Here is an 18,293-nt window from a genome sequence, read left to right on the forward strand (position 1 = left end):
AATCGATGAGAAAAAGCAAACGCGAACGGCAACGGTTGCTGCAGGAGACGATCCGGGAAAACCCGTTTGTGACTGACGAAGAGTTGGCGGAGAAATTTTCCGTCAGCGTGCAGACGATCCGCCTTGACCGGCTTGAGCTGTCGATTCCCGAGCTGCGCGAGCGCATCAAACACGTCGCCCGTCAGTCGTTCGCTGATAAAGTGCGGGCGTTGCCGCTTGAAGAAGTGATTGGAGATATCATTGACATCGAGCCAGATGCGAGTGCCATTTCGATTTTTGATGTCAAAGAAGAACACGTTTTTCGGCGCACCCGCATTGCCCGCGGCCATCATTTGTTCGCCCAAGCGAATTCGCTCGCTGTCGCCGTCATTCATGATGAATTAGCGCTGACGGCGAAGGCAACGATCCGTTTCGTGCGCCAAGTGAAAGCAGGCGAGCGGGTCGTGGCGAAGGCGAAAGTAACGGGCAAAACGAAGAGCGGGCGCACAGTCGTTGATGTGAACAGCTATGTCGGCCAAGAGCTCGTGTTTTCAGGAACGTTCGAAATGTATCGCTCAAACATGGAAAAAAAGGATGGCGACAGCAATGAATATCGCGATTGACGCTATGGGGGGAGATCACGCCCCGCAAGAAATCGTGCGCGGGGCGGCAAGAGCCGCCGCGCATTTTTCTGATATTCGCATTACCTTAATTGGCGATGAAGCAAAAATTCGCCCGTACTTGCAGAATGAGGAGCGCATTTCGATCATTCATGCTGATGAAGTGATTGAAGCGACCGATGAGCCGGTGCGGGCGGTGCGGCGCAAAAAAAATTCGTCGATGGTGCGCATGGCAGAAGAGGTGAGGGAAGGGCGTGCGGACGCCTGCATTTCCGCCGGCAATACCGGGGCGCTTATGGCTGCTGGGCTGTTTGTCGTCGGGCGGATTGCGGGCATCGACCGGCCGGCGCTTGCGCCGACGTTGCCGACGTTAGACGGAAAAGGGTTTGTCTTTTTAGATGTCGGAGCGAACGTTGATGCCCGTCCTGAGCATTTGCAGCAATATGCGCTCATGGGTCATGTATACGCCAAGCAAGTGCGAGGCATCGCGAACCCGCGCATCGGTTTGCTCAATGTCGGCACAGAAGACCAGAAAGGGAATGAAACGACGAAGCGGGCATTTGCCTTGCTGAAAGAAACGAATCTTCATTTTATCGGCAACGTTGAAGCGCGCGACTTGTTGCAAGGGGTAGCTGATGTCGTCGTTGCTGATGGCTTTTCCGGCAATGTTGCCTTAAAAACGATCGAGGGAACGGCCATGGCGCTCTTTTCCTTGCTCAAACAGACGCTGACAAGCAGTGTGACGGCCAAACTTGCCGCTGCAGCCCTCAAGCCGAAGCTTTCTGGGCTGAAAAAGATGATGGACTACTCCGAATACGGCGGCGCAGCACTGTTTGGCTTGAACGCCCCGGTCATTAAAGCGCACGGTTCATCTGATGCGAACGCTATTTTCCACGCCGTCCGCCAGGCGCGCGAAATGGTAGCGAATGATGTGATCGGCACGATCAAAGCGGAGCTTGAACGGACAACATAAACCAAGGAGGAACGGGAATGGGGAAAATCGCCTTTTTATTTCCAGGTCAAGGATCTCAAACGGTCGGCATGGCGAAAGACGCCGCTGACCATGATGCCCGCGCCCGGGCGGTTATCGAAGCGGCCGACGAACGGCTCGGCTTTCCGCTTTCAGCGCTCATGTTTAATGGGCCGCAAGAGGAGCTGACGCTGACATACAACGCCCAGCCGGCGCTTTTGACTGCGAGCATCGCTTTGTTGGAGCTTGTCAAAGCTGCTGGTCTTAAGGCTGATTATGTCGCCGGCCATAGTTTAGGTGAATATACGGCACTTGTCGCTGCCGGTGCGATGTCGTTTGCCGACGCTGTCTATGCAGTGCGCCGCCGCGGCGAGCTGATGGACGAAGCAGTGCCAGCCGGTGAAGGCACGATGGCTGCCGTGTTAGGGATGGAAGCGGAGGCGCTTGAGGCGGTGACGAATGAAATTACTGCCCAAGGCGATCCGGTCGAGCCGGCTAACTTCAACTGTCCAGGGCAAATCGTCATCTCCGGTTCGAAAGCGGGGGTGGAAAAAGCAGGGCAGCTGGCGAAAGAGCGCGGTGCCAAACGCGTCATTCCGCTTGAGGTGAGCGGCCCGTTCCATTCAGCGCTGATGAAACCGGCGGCAGAACAGTTGCAAGAAGTCCTTTCCGGCTTGGTCATCCGCGATGCTGACATTCCGGTTATCGCCAATGTGACTGCTGAACCGGTGATGAACAAAGAAGACATCGCTCGCCTGCTCATTGAGCAGCTGTACTCGCCGGTGCGTTGGGAGCAGTCGGTACGCACGCTTTTGGCGCTTGGTGTCGACACGTTTTTGGAAATTGGGCCTGGGAAAGTATTGTCCGGCCTCGTGAAAAAAATTGACCGCAACGCCCGCATTTATGCGGTAAACGATCTCGCTTCCTTAGAAGCGACCGTTGCGGCGTTGAAAGGAGAATCATGATGCTCGAAGGAAAAATCGCTCTCGTCACTGGAGCATCGCGCGGCATCGGGCGGGCAGTCGCTCTTGAGTTGGCCCGCCAAGGGGCAAATGTTGCCGTCAACTATGCCGGCAGTGAAGCAAAGGCGAATGAAGTCGTCGACATGATCCGCTCGCTCGGCCGCGAAGCGTTCGCCGTACAGGCGGATGTCGCCCGCGCCGAGGATGTGGAGCGCATGGTAAAAACGGTGCTTGATCAATTCGGACGCCTCGACATTTTAGTTAATAACGCCGGCATTACGCGCGACAATTTATTGATGCGGATGAAAGAAGAAGAATGGGATGCCGTGATTAACACGAACTTAAAAGGGGTATTTCTTTGTACGAAGGCCGTCACACGGCCGATGATGAAGCAGCGTTACGGGCGGATCATCAACGTTGCTTCGGTCGTTGGCGTGATTGGAAACCCTGGCCAGGCGAATTACGTCGCCGCCAAAGCCGGCGTCATCGGGTTGACGAAGACGGCGGCGCGCGAATTGGCCAGCCGGAACATTACGGTTAACGCCATCGCGCCGGGATTTATTACGACCGACATGACGGAAGCGCTCAGCGCGGAGCTGAAAGAAGAAATGTTAAAGCAGATTCCGCTCGCCCGCTTCGGCGAGCCGGATGATGTGGCCCGTGTTGTCGCGTTTCTCGCTTCGGACGCGGCTGGCTATATGACAGGCCAGACGCTTCATGTCGATGGCGGCATGGTGATGCCGTAATAAACGCCTCTAGTATTTTTTTGACGAATCGACTATAATCATGAAGGGAGGTGAACGCAATGGCAGACGTATTGGAGCGTGTAACGAAAATTATTGTCGATCGCTTGGGTGTTGACGAATCGCAAGTCACGCTTGAAGCATCGTTCAAAGATGATTTGGGCGCCGACTCGCTCGACATCGTCGAACTAGTTATGGAGCTCGAAGACGAATTCAACATGGAAATTTCCGATGAAGAAGCGGAAAAAATCGTCACAGTCGGAGATGCTGTGAACTACATAAAAAGCCAACTGTAATGCCGCTTTTTTGCAAAGTCCCGTTGCTCCGAACGGGGCTTTCTCTGCTTTTTAAGGAACGCTTGGCGAGCCTTGCGGCAAAAGTGAACCGTTCTCGTTGGCGTAGCGGGTCAGTGAACGGATATAATAAAAGATAGTATACGGCCAGTTTGTCTGGAATGAAGTCGGAGGGCATTTTTATGTCAAAACAAAGAGATAAAGGGCGCATTTACGAAAAAAGGCGGGCGAAGTTTCAAGAACTGCAGAAGAAAATCGGCATCACCTTCCAAAATGAAAAGCTATTGATACAAGCGTTCACCCATTCATCGTATGTGAATGAGCATCGGCGGCGGTTCCATGAGGACAACGAGCGGCTTGAGTTTTTAGGCGACGCCGTGTTGGAGCTGACCGTTTCCCAATATTTATTTCAAAAGTTTCCGCATATGAGTGAAGGGCAATTGACGAAACTGCGGGCGGCCATTGTCTGTGAGCCGTCGCTTGTGAAATTTGCCAACGCCTTGTCGTTCGGCGAGCTTGTTTTGCTCGGCAAAGGCGAAGAGCTGACTGGGGGGCGGACGCGCCCGGCGTTGCTCGCCGACGTGTTCGAGGCGTTTATTGGCGCCCTTTATTTGGATCAAGGAATGGACGTGGTCCTTCGTTTTTTAGGACAAACGATGTTCCCGAAGATTGACGAAGGTGCTTTTTCTCATGTGATGGATTTTAAAAGCCAGTTGCAAGAATTGGTGCAACGCGATGGCAGCGGAACGCTTGAATACGCCATTTTGGAAGAAAAAGGACCGGCTCACAATAAAGAATTTGTCGCCCGTGTGGCATTGAACGGGCAAGAGCTCGGCGTCGGTGTCGGCCGCTCGAAAAAAGAGGCTGAGCAACATGCGGCGCAAATGGCGCTCGAAACGTTGCGGGCCGCCGACAAGCAATAAAAGGCTGGCGCTTGACGTCAGTCTTTTTCTATCGGCGTTTTTCTGCCTTTGTATGGTATATTGATAAAAGATAGAACATCCTTGTCCGCCGTTCAGTCCGACGGATGGGGATGTTTCCGATGGATTATACAGCGGAAAGATGGTGAGGCACCAGATCATGTTCCTCAAACGGTTAGATGTGATCGGCTTCAAATCGTTTGCCGATCGCGTATCAATTGACTTCGTTCCCGGCGTGACGGCGGTCGTCGGCCCGAACGGAAGCGGAAAAAGCAACATTACGGATGCGATTCGTTGGGTGCTCGGGGAACAGTCAGTGAAATCACTGCGCGGTGCGAAAATGGAAGATGTCATTTTCGCCGGCAGTGACTCGCGCAAACCGCTCAATGTGGCCGAGGTGACGATCACGCTCGATAACGAAGATGGCTTTTTGCCGTTAGAGTACCAGGAAGTCAGTGTAACCCGACGCGTCTATCGTTCGGGGGAAAGCGAATTTTTCATCAACCGCCAACCGTGCCGCCTAAAAGATATTGTCGACTTGTTTCTCGATTCCGGGCTTGGCAAGGAGGCGTTTTCGATCATTGGCCAAGGCCGGGTCGAAGAAATTTTAAGCAGTAAGCCGGAAGAGCGGCGTACGATTTTTGAAGAGGCAGCCGGGGTTTTGAAATACAAATTGCGCAAAAAAAAGGCGGAGACGAAACTAGCGGAAACGCAAGACAACTTGCAGCGGGTCAATGACATTTTGCATGAGCTCGGGCAACAGCTTGAGCCGCTCCGGATGCAGGCGTCGATCGCTAAAGAGTATTTGGAAAAACGGGAAGAGCTCGAGCGGTTTGAAGTAGCGCTTATGGTGCATGATATCGAGCAGCTGCATCGGCAATGGAGCGAGCTAAATGAGGCGCTTAATGAGCATCAACAAGAAGAAGGAAGATTGGCGGCGGAGCTGCAAAAAACGGAAGCCCATATCGAGCAGCTGCGCGACCAAATCACCGCCATTGATGAATCGGTCGACGGTTTGCAGCAAGTGCTTCTTTTAGCGAGCGAAGAGCTGGAGAAGCTCGAGGGGCGGAAAGAAGTGCTGAAAGAGCGGAAAAAACACGCCTCCCAGCGCATCGAACAGCTTGACGAAACAGTCATTGCGTTGACGGAAAAGCGGCGCCGCCTGACAGAGCAGCTCCGTTCGGAAAAAGCCGCCCTCACCCAACTTGAAGCAGGTGCGGCCGCACTGGAGAAGGAATTGAAAGAACAACAAGCGCTGCTTTCAGCCCACGAAGTCGACATCGAAGAAGAAATCGAACGACGAAAGGGCGATTACATTGATCTTGTCCATGAACAGGCGGCATTGAAAAATGAGCGCTTGCATGTGGAACAAGCCATCCATAAGCTTCGTGCGAAGCAAGCGGCGTTAAATGAAGCGAACAGCGACCATTTAAAACAGCGCAACCAGCTCGAGCAGCAGCGTGCAGCTTTATTGGCTGAGCTATCCCGTCTGGAACAGGCGATCACCGAAGCGAGCAGCAAACTGGCAGCTCTCGAATCGGCGCTCAAAGAACAACAAGTGGAGCTCGAACAGAAAGAGACGTCGCTTCATCAGGCACGCCAATATCGGCAACAAGCAAAAGCGCGCCAGCAGTGGCTTGAGGAGATGCAACACGAGTATGCCGGCTTTTTCCAAGGAGTAAAAGAAGTGCTCAAGGCTCGCAATCGGCTGCCCGGCATCCGTGGGGCGATCGTTGAGCTCATCCGCGTTCCGGGTCGCTACGAAATCGCGATTGAAACGGCGCTTGGCGGCGCGATGCAGCATATCGTTGTTGACAGCGAACAAGCAGCGCGGCAAGCCATTCATTTTTTGAAAACGAACGGCTACGGGCGAGCGACGTTTTTGCCGCTTGATGTCATTCAGGCGCGCTCCCTTTCCGAGCGGGAACGTGCGGCGATTAGCGGTCATCCGGCGTTTGTTGGCATCGCTAGTGAGCTTATTGAGTATGATGACATTTATGCAGCGGCGATTGCCCATTTGCTCGGTCATGTGATTGTGACGGCCGATTTAAAAGGGGCGAATGAGTTAGCGAAGCTCCTTCACTATCGATATCGGCTCGTGACGCTCGATGGCGATGTCGTCAGCCCTGGCGGGGCGATGACAGGCGGCGGGGCGGCGAAAAAAACCGCTTCATTGCTAGGTCGAAATCGTGAGCTTGAGACGATTGCCGCCAAACTGCGGGAAATGGATGATGTCATCGCCCGTTTGGAGCGCGACATGGCTGCAAAACGACGCGAACGGGCAGAATGGGAAGCGGAGGCGGCGATGCTCAAAGAGGAGATTGCTAGGCTGCAACAGTCGCTGCAAGAAGAGAAAGAGAAGCAGCGCGAACTTGAGTGGCAGAAAAAGCGAATCGATGAGCGACTCGCCTTATATGATGAAGAAAAAGCGAACGATGAACGCGAAATAGCGGAGCTGAACAACCGCTTGGGCACCATTGATGGGCAACTTCAACAGCTTGCAGAGAAGCTTCAGGCGATCGATGAGGACATCAACCGGCTGCAGGTGCAAAAACAGACAGAGCAAACAACGAAAGAAGCGCTGCAAGTGGCGATCACTGAGAAAAAAATCGCGTTGGCGGAAACGAAAGAGCGAGTGAAGCACGCACGTCGGAAAGCCGAGGAGATCGAAGCGGAGCTTGCCGAAACTGCCCGCGGACTCCAGCAAGCAGAGCGTGAACGGGCTGCCTTGCAAGCGGAAATGGAAGCGCCGGAATGGAATGAAGAAGAACTTGAGCAGCTGCGGCAGCAAAAGCTCGAGGACAAGCAAAAAACGCTTGAACTGATCACGAGCCGCCGCGAACAGCGGCTCGACTGCCAACGGCGGCTTGAGCATTTGGAGCAGGAATGGAAAGAAGCGAAGCGGCAACATAAACAGCTTGTTGAGGTCGTCAAAGATGAGGAAGTGAAGCTGAACCGGCTCGACGTGGAACTTGCCAATTTGCTCTCCCGTCTCAGCGAAGAGTACGGGCTATCGTTTGAAGCAGCTCGTTCCGGGTATCCGCTCGAAATTGGCGCCGATGAGGCGCGCAAACGGGTGAAGCTCATCAAGCGAGCCATTGAGGAGCTTGGCACCGTTAACTTGGGAGCGATCGACGAGTATGAGCGCGTTTCCGAGCGACATCGCTTTTTGAGCGAGCAAAAAGCCGATTTGGAAGAAGCGAAAGCGACACTTCACCAAGTCATCGAGGAAATGGACGAGGAAATGAAAAAACGGTTTTTCACGACCTTCGAACAAATCCGCGCCCATTTCAGCGAGGTGTTCCGCGAGCTGTTCGGCGGCGGGCGCGCCGATTTACGGCTGACCGATCCGAACAATTTGTTAGAGACAGGTGTGGACATCGTCGCCCAACCACCCGGGAAAAAGCTGCAGCATTTAAGCTTGCTCTCTGGCGGCGAGCGGGCGCTGACTGCGATCGCTCTGTTGTTCTCGATTTTAAAAGTGCGCCCAGTGCCGTTTTGCGTCCTTGATGAAGTCGAAGCGGCGCTTGATGAGGCAAATGTGCAGCGCTATGCCCAATATTTGAAGCGGTTCAGCCGCGACACTCAGTTTATTGTGATCACCCATCGAAAAGGGACGATGGAAGAGGCGGACGTGCTTTATGGCGTCACAATGCAGGAATCCGGCGTCTCGAAGCTCGTTTCCGTTCGTCTCGAAGATTCGAAGCAGCTCGTGCAGTCATAGTGGAAAGGAGGAGTCTCAATGGGCTTTTTTCAAAAGTTGAAAGAAAAATGGACGAAACAAGCCGATGCCGTTACTGAGAAGTTTAAAGAAGGGTTGTCAAAAACGCGCGATTCACTTGCTGGGAAGGTGAACGATCTCATCGCCCGCTACCGGAAAGTGGATGAAGAGTTTTTTGAAGAGCTCGAAGAAATTTTAATCGCGGCCGATGTCGGCGTGACGACCGTCATGGAGTTGGTTGACGAGCTGAAAATGGAAGTGAAGCGCCGCAATATTCAAGACTCAGCGCAAATGCGCGACGTCATCGCCGAGAAGCTCATTGACATTTACCGCGCTGGTGCCGATGACAGCGAGCTTTCTGCTTTGAATATCCAAACGAGCGGACTGACGGTCATTTTGTTTGTCGGTGTCAACGGCGTCGGCAAAACGACAACGATCGGCAAACTCGCCCATAAGCTGAAATCGGAAGGGAAATCGGTGCTCTTAGCCGCAGGCGATACGTTCCGCGCTGGGGCGATCGAGCAGCTCGAGGTATGGGGCGAGCGCGTCGGGGTCGACGTCATTAAACAAACGGCCGGTTCTGACCCGGCAGCCGTCATGTATGATGCGATTCAAGCGGCGAAAGCGCGCGGCGTCGATGTGCTGCTGTGCGACACAGCCGGGCGGCTGCAAAACAAAGTGAATTTAATGAAAGAGCTCGAGAAAGTAAAACGTGTCATCAGCCGCGAAATTCCGGGTGCGCCGCATGAAGTGCTGCTTGTGCTGGATGCGACGACTGGGCAAAATGCCATGAGCCAGGCGAAGCTATTTAAAGAAGCAACCGATGTCACTGGCATCGTGTTGACGAAACTTGATGGCACGGCGAAAGGCGGCATCGTGCTCGCCATTCGCAACGAGCTTGCCATTCCGGTTAAATTTGTCGGCCTCGGTGAAAAAATGGACGACTTGCAGCCATTTGACGCGGAAAAATATGTTTACGGTTTGTTTGCTGGGTTGTTTGATGAACAATAACGTTGTTTTGTTCGTAAGTTATGGCGCAAGCGCCTAATTCGAGGCGGGGCGTTGCTTGTCGGGGAGGCCCGTGTGCTCATGCTTACAGGGCTGACGGTATCGCCGTCAGCCCTGTTTTTGTTATGCCACGGAAGCGAAACAAAACGAATGGCCTTTATCTTGACAACGGCCGGTAAACAAAGTACACTCACTTTTGTAAAGGATTTTCACTTAACAATGAGGGAGGGAGAGTCCGGTGCTGGAAAAAACGATGCGCATGAACTATTTGTACGATTTTTACCAAGCGCTGCTGACACCGAAACAGCGCAATTACATGACGCTCTACTACTTGGACGACTACTCCCTCGGGGAAATTGCCGAACAATATAAGGTGAGCCGCCAGGCGGTGTACGATAATATCCGGCGCACAGAAGCGATGCTGGAACAATATGAAGAAAAGCTCGGACTGCTGCAAAAATATGAGCGACGACAGCAGCTCATCGGGCGATTGAAAGACTACGTTCGCCAACATTATAGCGCCGATGCTGAATTGGCAGCGCTAGTCAACGAGCTTGATGAGCTCGATTAAGGGGGTGAACGCGATGGCGTTTGAAGGGTTATCCGAACGCTTGCAACATGTCATGAATCGAATCCGCGGCAAAGGAAAAGTGACCGAGGCCGATGTAAAAGAGATGATGCGAGAAGTGCGCCTGGCTTTGTTAGAAGCGGACGTCAACTTTAAAGTCGTGAAAGATTTTATTAAACGGGTGAGTGAGCGGGCCGTCGGTCAGGAAGTGCTGAAAAGCTTAACACCAGGCCAGCAAGTTATTAAGGTCGTAAAAGAAGAACTGACAGCGCTCATGGGCGGCGAGCAGAGCAAAATCGCCGTCGCCAAGAAGCCGCCAACGGTCGTCATGATGGTCGGGCTGCAAGGGGCCGGGAAAACGACGACGACCGGAAAGCTCGCCAACTTGTTGCGTAAACGGCATAACCGCAAGCCGCTGCTTGTGGCTGCTGACGTCTATCGTCCGGCAGCGATCAAGCAACTTGAGACGCTCGGCAAACAGTTAAATATGCCCGTTTTTTCGTTAGGCGAGCACGCCAATCCCGTTGAGATCGCCAAACAGGCGCTCGAGCGGGCGAAAGAGGAGCATCATGACTACGTGCTCATCGATACGGCCGGCCGCCTTCATGTCGACGAGGCGCTCATGGATGAGCTGAAGCAAATGAGAGAGGCCGTCAAACCGGATGAAATTTTCCTCGTCGTTGACGCCATGACTGGACAAGATGCCGTCAATGTCGCTCAAAGCTTCCACGAACAGCTCGGCATTACCGGTGTGATTTTAACGAAACTTGACGGCGATACGCGTGGAGGAGCAGCGTTGTCGATTCGCGCCGTCACTGGGGCGCCGATCAAGTTTGTCGGGATGGGCGAAAAGCTTGACGCCTTGGAGCCGTTCCATCCGGAGCGAATGGCGTCACGCATTTTAGGAATGGGCGACGTCCTGACGCTCATTGAAAAAGCGCAAGCCGCCGTTGATGAGGAGAAGGCGAAAGAGCTTGAGCAAAAAATGCGCACGGCAACGTTTACGTTCGATGACTTTTTGGATCAGCTCGGTCAAGTGCGCAAGCTTGGCCCGCTCGATGAAATTTTGAAAATGTTGCCAGGTGCTAATAAAATCAAAGGGCTGGATAACATCCAAGTCGATGAAAAGCAAATTGCCCGCGTTGAAGCGATCATTCGCTCGATGACCAAAGAAGAAAAAATGCATCCGGAAATCATTAACGGCAGCCGGAAAAAGCGGATCGCCAAAGGAAGCGGTACGACTGTGCAAGAAGTAAACCGGCTTTTGAAGCAGTTTGACGACATGAAAAAAATGATGAAAATGATGACGAATATGCCAAAAGGGAAGAAAAAAGGATTTCGCTTCCCATTTATGTAAATGATGTTCTGTTAAGCGAAAAACCTTTACAAACGGAAAAAGAATTGTTAATATACTATCTTGTGTGAACTATATACGGAGGTGCGTACAAACTATGGCAGTAAAAATTCGTTTAAAACGCATGGGTGCAAAGAAAAACCCATTCTACCGCATTGTTGTTGCAGACTCGCGTTCGCCGCGCGACGGTCGTTTCATTGAAACGATCGGCACGTACAACCCGGTTGCTGAGCCGGCGGAAATTAAAATCAATGAAGAGCTGGCGCTCAAATGGTTGCAAAACGGCGCCAAACCGTCGGATACAGTGCGCAGCTTGCTGTCGAAACAAGGTATTTTAGAGAAGTTCCATAACTTAAAATACGGCAAATAAGAGAGACAAGCATGAAACCGCTCATTGAAACGATCGTTAAGGCACTTGTCGATTATCCGGAAGCGGTGGCGGTTGAAAGCCGTGAGGAAGAACAGGCAGTCATCTACGAGCTGTCGGTGCATGCCGAGGATGTCGGCAAAGTGATCGGCAAGCAAGGACGGACGATCCATGCGATTCGTACAGTCGTCTACGCTGCCGCGGCCGGGTCGCCAAAGCGGGTTATCGTGCAAGTGAAAGAAAAAGGGTGAGGACATTCCTCTCCCTTTTTTGATATTGTTGTAAAAGGGGGAAAGGAATGAAGCTGATTCAAACGGTCGAGGTGCGTCAAATTGTCACCGAGCGAAGCAAACAGATGCTCGCTGCCACGTTTGTGGCACGTAAGCAACAACTTGAGCGCGAGTGCGACCAACTTCGTTTCGAACAAAAGAAGATGGAGAAAAGCGGAAAATACTCACCTGCTTTAGTGAAACAATATTTTGCGAAACAAATTGATGACCGCATGGAGAAAATAAAACTGCTGGAGTTTCAGCTTGAACAATTACATATGCTACCGTTAGGCAGTGAGTTGAAGGAGCGGGAAGTCGAGGCGCTTATCGAGGTGAACGTCGGCGACCGCTGGGAAGAGGTGACAAAGGCGCGTGCCATCATCGTTGAAGATGGCGTCGTCAAAGAGATTCGTTAAGAGGGGATGAAGGTGATGGAACGATGGTTTAATGTTGGCAAGATCGTCAACACACACGGTATTCGCGGTGAAGTGCGCGTCATTTCGCGAACCGATTTTCCGGAAGAGCGGTACAAAAAAGGAAACAAACTGTACATTTTCCGTGAACGCGACACCGAGCCGGTTGAAGTGACTGTAAAGAGCCACCGCGTTCATAAGTCGTTCGATTTGCTATCGTTTGAAGGGTATGACAGCATTAATGACGTCGAGCCGTTTAAAGGGGCAATGCTGAAGGTGCCGGAGAGCCAGCTTGGCGAGCTGAACGAAGGAGAATATTATTTCCATGAAATTATCGATTGTACGGTTGTGACGGAAGCGGGCGAAACGATCGGTAAAGTAAAAGAAATTTTAACGCCGGGTGCGAATGACGTTTGGGTTGTCCGGCGCCAAGACGGCACCGACGCACTCATTCCGTATATTGACGATGTCGTCATGCACGTCGACCCTGAACGGAAGATAATCATCATCCGGCCGATGGAAGGACTGCTTGAATGATGCGGATCGATATTTTAACGCTGTTTCCCGACATGTTTCCCGGCGTGCTGAATGAGTCGATTTTAAAGAAGGCGCAAGAAAAGGGAGCAGTGAACATCCGTCTCGTTAACTTCCGCGAATTTGCCGACAACAAGCATAAAACGGTCGATGATTATCCATACGGCGGCGGTGCCGGCATGGTATTGAAGCCGCAGCCGATTTTTGATGCGGTGGAACATGTGACGGCGGAGTCGCCAGGCGCGCGCATCATTTTGCTTTGCCCGCAAGGTGAGCGCTACACGCAAAAAAAGGCGGAGGAGCTCGCCAAAGAAGAACACTTGGTGCTTATTTGCGGCCATTATGAGGGTTATGACGAACGAATTCGCCAATATTTAGTGACCGACGAAATTTCAATTGGTGATTACATTTTAACCGGTGGAGAGCTCGGCGCCATGGTGATTGTCGACAGCGTTGTTCGCCTCCTTCCTGGCGTTCTCGGCAACGAGGCATCACCGGTTGATGACTCATTTAGTTCTGGACTGCTTGAGTACCCACAATATACAAGGCCGGCTGATTTTCGCGGCATGAAAGTGCCGGATGTGTTGCTGTCAGGAAACCATCAGCTCATCGCCGAATGGCGCGAGAAGGAATCGCTTCGCCGGACGGTGCAAAAACGTCCGGATTTGCTTGTCGATTATCCGCTCACCGAGAAGCAAAAGCAATGGCTGAAAGAGTGGGAGCAAGAGCGAGAATAACTATTGCTTGCAGTCGATGTTTATGCTATCATATTCTTTGTGTTGCTTAAGCGGTATGCTTAAGGATGGAAAACGATGTTCCGCTGCAATGAATGAGACGCATTGGCATGAACATCTGTGGAAGGAGTGGAAAATGATGCATCATTTAATCCAAGAAATTACAAAAGAACAACTGCGGACAGATTTACCGGATTTCCGTCCGGGTGACACGGTGCGCGTCCACGTAAAAGTTGTGGAAGGTAGCCGTGAGCGCATCCAAGTGTTTGAAGGTGTCGTCATTAAACGGCGCGGGGCGGGCATCAGCGAAACGTTCACTGTTCGCAAAGTGTCCTATGGCGTCGGTGTTGAGCGCACGTTCCCAGTGCATACGCCGAAAATCGCCAAGCTGGAAGTTGTCCGTCGCGGGAAAGTACGCCGCGCGAAATTGTACTACTTGCGTGCACTTCGCGGCAAAGCGGCGCGCATTAAAGAAAAAACGGCTCAATAATGGACATCAGTGGGTCGTAGCGAAAAAGGAGCTTGCTTTCAAGCTCCTTTTTTCACTATCCGTCGGCGAAGCGGGTAAATTATGATTTGGGTGGGAGAAAAGATGGAACAGAAGAAAAGCGAATGGCGTGAGTGGTTGAAAGCCATTGTCGTCGCGGTCTTGTTGGCTGGGGGCATCCGCTATTTTATTTTCGCCCCGATTATTGTCGACGGCTATTCAATGATGCCAACATTACATAACCATGAGCGGATGATCGTCAATAAATTGGCCTATAAAATCGGCATGCCAAACCGCTTCGATATTATTGTTTTTCACGCTGAAGAAGGGAGAGACTATATTAAGCGGGTCATCGGCCTGCCCGGCGACCGGATCGAATATAAAAACGACACACTCTATGTCAACGGCAAGCCGTATGACGAGCCGTATTTGGACGAATATAAAAAGCAGGTAGCCGACGGGCCGCTGACCGAGCCGTTTACGTTAGAGGAGTTGACCGGACAGAGCACCGTGCCGGAAGGACATTTGTTCGTCATGGGTGACAATCGCCGTTTCAGCAAAGATAGCCGTCATATCGGTTTCATTCCGATGGAGAAAGTTGTCGGCAAGGCGAATATTGTCTACTGGCCGCTTGGTGGCGTCCGGATTGCGAAATAAACGAGGCAGGTGATGCCAATGACGATGATTCAATGGTTTCCCGGCCATATGGCGAAAGCGAAGCGGGAAGTACAAGAAAAACTAAAACTGATTGATGTGGCGTTCGAACTGCTTGACGCCCGCGTGCCGATGTCGTCACGCAACCCGATGATTGACGATATTCTCGGCCAAAAAACGCGCCTCATTTTACTCAATAAAGCCGATATGGCCGATGAGGCAGTAACGGAACAATGGATCCGCTATTTCCGTGACCAAGGAAGAACAGCCATAGCCATCGATGCGCAAAGCGGAACCGGAGTAAAACAAATCGTCGCTGCGGCGAAAGAGATGGTGAAAGACAAGTTCGACAAAATGAGGGCGAAAGGAATTAAAAATCCGCGTCCGGTGCGGGCGCTTATTGTCGGCATTCCGAACGTCGGCAAATCAACGCTTATCAATCGGCTTGCCGGCCGCCATATCGCCAAAACCGGCGATAAGCCGGGGGTGACAAAAGCGCAGCAATGGATTAAAGTCGGAAAAGAGATGGAGCTGCTCGATACGCCCGGCATTTTATGGCCGAAGTTTGAAGATGAGGATGTCGGTTACAGGCTGGCAGTCACGGGCGCGATTAAGGACGAAATTTTAAATTTGCAGGACGTTGCGGTGTACGCGCTTCGCTTTTTATCCAGCCATTATCCCGAGCGGATTACGGAGCGCTATGGCCTTGACCGCATTCCTGATGACATTGTTGCTTTGTTTGATGCCATCGGCCGACGGCGCGGCTGCCTGACAGGGGGCGGCGGCATCGATTACGATAAAGTGGCTGACATCGTCTTGTATGACATTCGCACAGAAAAATTAGGACGGCTCAGCTTTGAAACGCCCGCTTTATGGACGTAATGCGTCTGGCGGGCGTTTTTCCTTTGAATGAATGTTTCGCTTCACAACGCGCGGAATGCGTCCGATAGTATAAGTAGAAAAGGGAGAGGGTTATGAAACAGTATACGGTCAAAGAAATTGAAGCGCTGCTACCAGAGCTCGAAGGAGAAAGCGACCCACGCTGGGAGATGCTGCGGCACGATGAGCGGAAAAGCGTGCAGGCGCTTCTTGCCCGCTTTGTTAAGCAAAAGGAGCGGGAGAAAGCGGCACGGCAGCGGTGGGAAGAGCTGATGCGCTATGAGCGTGAACTATATGCCGCTGGCATCGAGCGAATTGCCGGCATTGACGAAGCCGGGCGCGGACCGCTGGCCGGCCCGGTCGTCGCTGCGGCGGTCATTTTGCCGAAAGACGCCTATTTGCCCGGGCTTGACGACTCGAAACGGCTGACGCCAGCCAAGCGCGAGGCGCTATTTGCGCAAATTGAGGAGTGCGCCGTCGCGATCGGTGTCGGCATTGTAAGCGCGGCCGAAATCGATGAATGGAACATTTATGAAGCGACGAAGCAGGCAATGGCCAAAGCGGTTGCCGCGCTCTCGCCGTCGCCAGAGCATTTGCTTGTCGATGCGATGACCGTGCCGTGTGCACTGCCGCAGCAACGTCTCATAAAAGGCGATGCCAACAGCGCCTCGATCGCTGCTGCGTCAATCATTGCCAAAGTGACACGTGACCGATGGATGCATGAGCTTGATCGCCGCTATCCGCAATATGGATTTGCCCGTCATATGGGCTACGGGACGCCGGAGCATCTTGCAGCGATTCGCCGCTATGGCGTGACGGATGAACATCGTCGTTCGTTCGCGCCGGTAAGGGAAGCGCTCGGCGTTCAATCATAGCCAACAAGGTGCGTTGTAGCAATGCAGATCGAAGGGGGATGCGCTCTCTAAGCTAGGCCGGAATGAAAGGATGGGAAGCGAATGGTAGAGCGGATGGAACGAACTTTTCCGGTGACAGCTGTCCGTGATGCAACGTCAAATCAGCGGTTTCGGCCCGGACAGGCGGTCGTTGGCCGGGTTGAGCGGGTGGAGGAAACGAAAGGTGGAGAACGGGTGGCGCTTGTTCGTGTCGGCAGCCAGCTTGTGAGCGCTCGGCTTGAGGCATCGCTTATCCTCGGACGCACGTACTTGTTTGAAATCAAACAACACGGGGGAACGCTCTATTGGAAAGCCACCCCCTTTCCCGAGCGGACGTTTATTTTATCTGATGAGGAGGCCGCGCGTCAATGGCAACAGACGTGGAAGCTGCCAGCTGCCGCTTTGCCGGTGCTCCGCCAAGCGTTAAAAGCAGGGGCGGTCGTAACGAAGAGGGAAATCGTAGAGCTGGCTGAGGCAGTGAGAGAAACAGGTCGTTCGGCCGATGCTGAAGATGTGATCGCTTACTTGTTCCGCCGCCGGCTGCCGCCGTCTTCGGCTGTGTTTCGGGCGTTATGGGCGGCAAAAACCGGTGCTCCGCTTGCTTTCGGGTTAGGTAGACTGAAAGCGGCGCTAGCTGCACTTTCCACCCATCCAGCTGCGCTCGATCTTGGTCGAGCGGTCGATCGGCTTCTTTCGCCGCCGCTGTTCGTTTACGAGACGGTTGTGCATGTGCTCCTTTCGGCCGAAGGACAAGAAGCGGAACCGGCGCGCTCACTCCTCGCTCGTCTTGGATTAACCCCGTTGCCGGAGAAACGGCGTTTAGCGCTTCAAGAGGCGGTGCGGCAGCGACAGTTTGCGGAGGCGGGCAGGCAGCTTGGTTTAGCCGATGAGGAAGCGCTTTTCGCACGGTTTGCCGCTGTAGATGCTGCTTACAAAAACGAGGAACTTTCTGAAGCGGAAGCAAAGCTGTGGGCGGCTGCTAGAGCCACCGGTGATTCTGCGCTGTCGTTATTTCATTGGCTGCGGCGGATGGCCAAGCGTCTCGGACTTGGAGATGAGGCAGCGCTCGCTTGTGCGGTGAAAACCGGAGCTTTGCCAGCAGGTCCCCCATCGTTGAAAAGGTTGCTTCTTTACTTTCTTCGCGAGCCGGGGGACAGGGAAGCGAAACAGGCGGCTGAAGCGCTCCTTGACCAGATCGATGGGATGACCATCGCTGCTGGCGGCGATGGAACGCCCGAACACGTATGGATCGCGTTTCCGCTGTCGCTTGGCTCCCGTTTGAGCGATTTTGCCGTGTGCTGGCAAGGGAAACGGAAACCTAGCGGTCGACTTGATGAAGATTATAGTCGCATTGTTTGTTGCTTAACGCTCGAGACGTTAAACGAGATCGTTGTCGATATGCGCATTCAGCGGCGGATTGTTCACATCTCTATATTTCATGATGATCCGCAGCTGCCAGCGCTCACAGCCCGTTTTGCCCCGCTCGTGAAAGAACGATTGCAGGCGCACGGCTATACACTCTCAGGCATTGATGTGAAAACAACGGACACTGCGCCGCCGCCACCATCTAGTTTTCCGTTTTCCGGCCAGTATAGAGAGGTGGATTGGCGCATATGAACGAAGAGCGGAAAAAAGCAGTCGCCTTGTCGTACGAGGCGGCAGTCGATGAGGCGCCGGTTGTTAAAGCGAAAGGAAGCGGAGAGGTCGCCGAGGCAATCATCGCTGTAGCTGAGCAGTACGGCGTGCCGGTGCGAAAGGACCCATCGCTTGTTGAGCTGTTAAGTGAAGTAGAGATCAATGAGGCGATTCCGGAGGGACTGTACGCACTTGTAGCTGAGTTGTTTGCCTTTCTTTATCAGCTTGATCGGGCGATGAAAGAGGAGAGATTGGGGAAGGGATAATTTTCCTATTCCTCAATTTCTTAA

At 52.9% G+C, this 18,293-nt stretch carries 21 protein-coding genes; all 21 read left to right on the top strand.

Features of this window, described 5'->3' with window-relative positions; genetic code table 11:
* The first annotated feature begins 5 nt into the window (after positions 1–5).
* The gene (gene fapR / locus DSM465_RS0101360; RefSeq protein WP_008878624.1) at positions 6–602 is read left to right on the top strand and encodes a transcription factor FapR; all 597 of its coding nucleotides are present in this window, start codon (positions 6–8) and stop codon (positions 600–602) included.
* Positions 586–1,572, top strand: coding sequence for a phosphate acyltransferase PlsX (gene plsX / locus DSM465_RS0101365; RefSeq protein ID WP_029760448.1), 987 nt, complete (start codon positions 586–588; stop codon positions 1,570–1,572). The genes fapR and plsX overlap by 17 nt, the downstream gene beginning before the upstream one ends.
* A 17-nt stretch (positions 1,573–1,589) precedes the next feature.
* Positions 1,590–2,534 carry an ACP S-malonyltransferase gene (gene fabD / locus DSM465_RS0101370; protein WP_029760449.1) on the top strand — a complete coding sequence of 315 codons (945 nt, stop codon included), beginning with the start codon at positions 1,590–1,592 and terminating at the stop codon, positions 2,532–2,534.
* Positions 2,534–3,277: a 3-oxoacyl-[acyl-carrier-protein] reductase gene (gene fabG, locus DSM465_RS0101375; RefSeq protein WP_008878621.1), complete on the top strand. Its 744-nt coding sequence runs from the start codon at positions 2,534–2,536 to the stop codon at positions 3,275–3,277. The genes fabD and fabG overlap by 1 nt, the downstream gene beginning before the upstream one ends.
* 59 nt (positions 3,278–3,336) lie before the next feature.
* A complete protein-coding gene (locus DSM465_RS0101380; RefSeq protein WP_008878620.1) occupies positions 3,337–3,570 on the top strand; it encodes an acyl carrier protein in 234 nt (77 codons plus the stop codon).
* A 179-nt stretch (positions 3,571–3,749) separates the two neighbouring features.
* Positions 3,750–4,490 (top strand): ribonuclease III, encoded by a 741-nt coding sequence (gene rnc, locus DSM465_RS0101390; protein ID WP_008878619.1) that lies wholly within the window; start codon positions 3,750–3,752, stop codon positions 4,488–4,490.
* A 157-nt stretch (positions 4,491–4,647) separates the two neighbouring features.
* The gene (gene smc, locus DSM465_RS0101395; protein WP_029760450.1) at positions 4,648–8,211 is read left to right on the top strand and encodes a chromosome segregation protein SMC; all 3,564 of its coding nucleotides are present in this window, start codon (positions 4,648–4,650) and stop codon (positions 8,209–8,211) included.
* Positions 8,212–8,229: 18 nt separating this feature from the next.
* Positions 8,230–9,219 carry a signal recognition particle-docking protein FtsY gene (ftsY, locus tag DSM465_RS0101400; protein ID WP_029760451.1) on the top strand — a complete coding sequence of 330 codons (990 nt, stop codon included), beginning with the start codon at positions 8,230–8,232 and terminating at the stop codon, positions 9,217–9,219.
* 235 nt (positions 9,220–9,454) lie between these two features.
* On the top strand, positions 9,455–9,787 hold the full coding sequence (locus DSM465_RS0101405; protein ID WP_008878616.1) for a putative DNA-binding protein: 333 nt from the start codon (positions 9,455–9,457) through the stop codon (positions 9,785–9,787).
* A gap of 13 nt (positions 9,788–9,800) precedes the next feature.
* Complete coding sequence (gene ffh / locus DSM465_RS0101410; protein ID WP_029760452.1) at positions 9,801–11,141, top strand: signal recognition particle protein; 1,341 nt, start codon at positions 9,801–9,803, stop codon at positions 11,139–11,141.
* A gap of 94 nt (positions 11,142–11,235) precedes the next feature.
* A complete protein-coding gene (rpsP, locus tag DSM465_RS0101415; RefSeq protein ID WP_008878614.1) occupies positions 11,236–11,508 on the top strand; it encodes a 30S ribosomal protein S16 in 273 nt (90 codons plus the stop codon).
* Positions 11,509–11,519: 11 nt separating this feature from the next.
* A complete protein-coding gene (locus DSM465_RS0101420; RefSeq protein ID WP_008878613.1) occupies positions 11,520–11,756 on the top strand; it encodes a KH domain-containing protein in 237 nt (78 codons plus the stop codon).
* 47 nt (positions 11,757–11,803) lie between these two features.
* Positions 11,804–12,190: a YlqD family protein gene (locus DSM465_RS0101425; protein WP_008878612.1), complete on the top strand. Its 387-nt coding sequence runs from the start codon at positions 11,804–11,806 to the stop codon at positions 12,188–12,190.
* A gap of 15 nt (positions 12,191–12,205) precedes the next feature.
* Positions 12,206–12,724: a ribosome maturation factor RimM gene (rimM, locus tag DSM465_RS0101430; protein WP_029760453.1), complete on the top strand. Its 519-nt coding sequence runs from the start codon at positions 12,206–12,208 to the stop codon at positions 12,722–12,724.
* Positions 12,724–13,458 carry a tRNA (guanosine(37)-N1)-methyltransferase TrmD gene (gene trmD / locus DSM465_RS0101435; protein ID WP_029760454.1) on the top strand — a complete coding sequence of 245 codons (735 nt, stop codon included), beginning with the start codon at positions 12,724–12,726 and terminating at the stop codon, positions 13,456–13,458. Before rimM ends, trmD begins: the two co-directional genes overlap by 1 nt.
* 136 nt (positions 13,459–13,594) lie before the next feature.
* Positions 13,595–13,945, top strand: a complete 351-nt coding sequence (gene rplS / locus DSM465_RS0101440; protein WP_029760455.1) for a 50S ribosomal protein L19 — start codon at positions 13,595–13,597, stop codon at positions 13,943–13,945.
* 102 nt (positions 13,946–14,047) lie between these two features.
* Positions 14,048–14,599 carry a signal peptidase I gene (lepB, locus tag DSM465_RS0101445; RefSeq protein WP_008878608.1) on the top strand — a complete coding sequence of 184 codons (552 nt, stop codon included), beginning with the start codon at positions 14,048–14,050 and terminating at the stop codon, positions 14,597–14,599.
* 12 nt (positions 14,600–14,611) lie between these two features.
* Positions 14,612–15,478, top strand: a complete 867-nt coding sequence (gene ylqF, locus DSM465_RS0101450) for a ribosome biogenesis GTPase YlqF (protein ID WP_029760456.1) — start codon at positions 14,612–14,614, stop codon at positions 15,476–15,478.
* A 92-nt stretch (positions 15,479–15,570) separates the two neighbouring features.
* A complete protein-coding gene (locus tag DSM465_RS0101455; RefSeq protein WP_029760457.1) occupies positions 15,571–16,350 on the top strand; it encodes a ribonuclease HII in 780 nt (259 codons plus the stop codon).
* 81 nt (positions 16,351–16,431) lie between these two features.
* Positions 16,432–17,985: a hypothetical protein gene (locus tag DSM465_RS0101460; protein WP_029760458.1), complete on the top strand. Its 1,554-nt coding sequence runs from the start codon at positions 16,432–16,434 to the stop codon at positions 17,983–17,985.
* The gene (locus DSM465_RS0101465) at positions 17,982–18,269 is read left to right on the top strand and encodes an EscU/YscU/HrcU family type III secretion system export apparatus switch protein (protein WP_029760459.1); all 288 of its coding nucleotides are present in this window, start codon (positions 17,982–17,984) and stop codon (positions 18,267–18,269) included. The genes DSM465_RS0101460 and DSM465_RS0101465 overlap by 4 nt, the downstream gene beginning before the upstream one ends.
* Positions 18,270–18,293 lie beyond the last annotated feature (24 nt).

It is taken from the genome of Geobacillus thermodenitrificans subsp. thermodenitrificans DSM 465 (assembly GCF_000496575.1).
Classification (GTDB): domain Bacteria; phylum Bacillota; class Bacilli; order Bacillales; family Anoxybacillaceae; genus Geobacillus; species Geobacillus thermodenitrificans.

Excerpts from the sequence above, each read along its gene's own strand:
- fapR (WP_008878624.1), top strand. The coding sequence starts at position 6 with ATGAGAAAAAGCAAACGCGAACGGCAACGGTTGCTGCAGGAGACGATC.
- DSM465_RS0101420 (WP_008878613.1), top strand. The coding sequence starts at position 11,520 with ATGAAACCGCTCATTGAAACGATCGTTAAGGCACTTGTCGATTATCCG.
- DSM465_RS0101455 (WP_029760457.1), top strand. The coding sequence starts at position 15,571 with ATGAAACAGTATACGGTCAAAGAAATTGAAGCGCTGCTACCAGAGCTC.
- DSM465_RS0101460 (WP_029760458.1), top strand. The coding sequence starts at position 16,432 with ATGGTAGAGCGGATGGAACGAACTTTTCCGGTGACAGCTGTCCGTGAT.
- smc (WP_029760450.1), top strand. The coding sequence starts at position 4,648 with ATGTTCCTCAAACGGTTAGATGTGATCGGCTTCAAATCGTTTGCCGAT.
- DSM465_RS0101380 (WP_008878620.1), top strand. The coding sequence starts at position 3,337 with ATGGCAGACGTATTGGAGCGTGTAACGAAAATTATTGTCGATCGCTTG.
- rpsP (WP_008878614.1), top strand. The coding sequence starts at position 11,236 with ATGGCAGTAAAAATTCGTTTAAAACGCATGGGTGCAAAGAAAAACCCA.
- ylqF (WP_029760456.1), top strand. The coding sequence starts at position 14,612 with ATGCCAATGACGATGATTCAATGGTTTCCCGGCCATATGGCGAAAGCG.
- trmD (WP_029760454.1), top strand. The coding sequence starts at position 12,724 with ATGCGGATCGATATTTTAACGCTGTTTCCCGACATGTTTCCCGGCGTG.
- ftsY (WP_029760451.1), top strand. The coding sequence starts at position 8,230 with ATGGGCTTTTTTCAAAAGTTGAAAGAAAAATGGACGAAACAAGCCGAT.
- ffh (WP_029760452.1), top strand. The coding sequence starts at position 9,801 with ATGGCGTTTGAAGGGTTATCCGAACGCTTGCAACATGTCATGAATCGA.
- rplS (WP_029760455.1), top strand. The coding sequence starts at position 13,595 with ATGCATCATTTAATCCAAGAAATTACAAAAGAACAACTGCGGACAGAT.
- DSM465_RS0101425 (WP_008878612.1), top strand. The coding sequence starts at position 11,804 with ATGAAGCTGATTCAAACGGTCGAGGTGCGTCAAATTGTCACCGAGCGA.
- plsX (WP_029760448.1), top strand. The coding sequence starts at position 586 with ATGAATATCGCGATTGACGCTATGGGGGGAGATCACGCCCCGCAAGAA.
- rimM (WP_029760453.1), top strand. The coding sequence starts at position 12,206 with ATGGAACGATGGTTTAATGTTGGCAAGATCGTCAACACACACGGTATT.
- DSM465_RS0101465 (WP_029760459.1), top strand. The coding sequence starts at position 17,982 with ATGAACGAAGAGCGGAAAAAAGCAGTCGCCTTGTCGTACGAGGCGGCA.
- lepB (WP_008878608.1), top strand. The coding sequence starts at position 14,048 with ATGGAACAGAAGAAAAGCGAATGGCGTGAGTGGTTGAAAGCCATTGTC.
- rnc (WP_008878619.1), top strand. The coding sequence starts at position 3,750 with ATGTCAAAACAAAGAGATAAAGGGCGCATTTACGAAAAAAGGCGGGCG.
- fabD (WP_029760449.1), top strand. The coding sequence starts at position 1,590 with ATGGGGAAAATCGCCTTTTTATTTCCAGGTCAAGGATCTCAAACGGTC.
- fabG (WP_008878621.1), top strand. The coding sequence starts at position 2,534 with ATGCTCGAAGGAAAAATCGCTCTCGTCACTGGAGCATCGCGCGGCATC.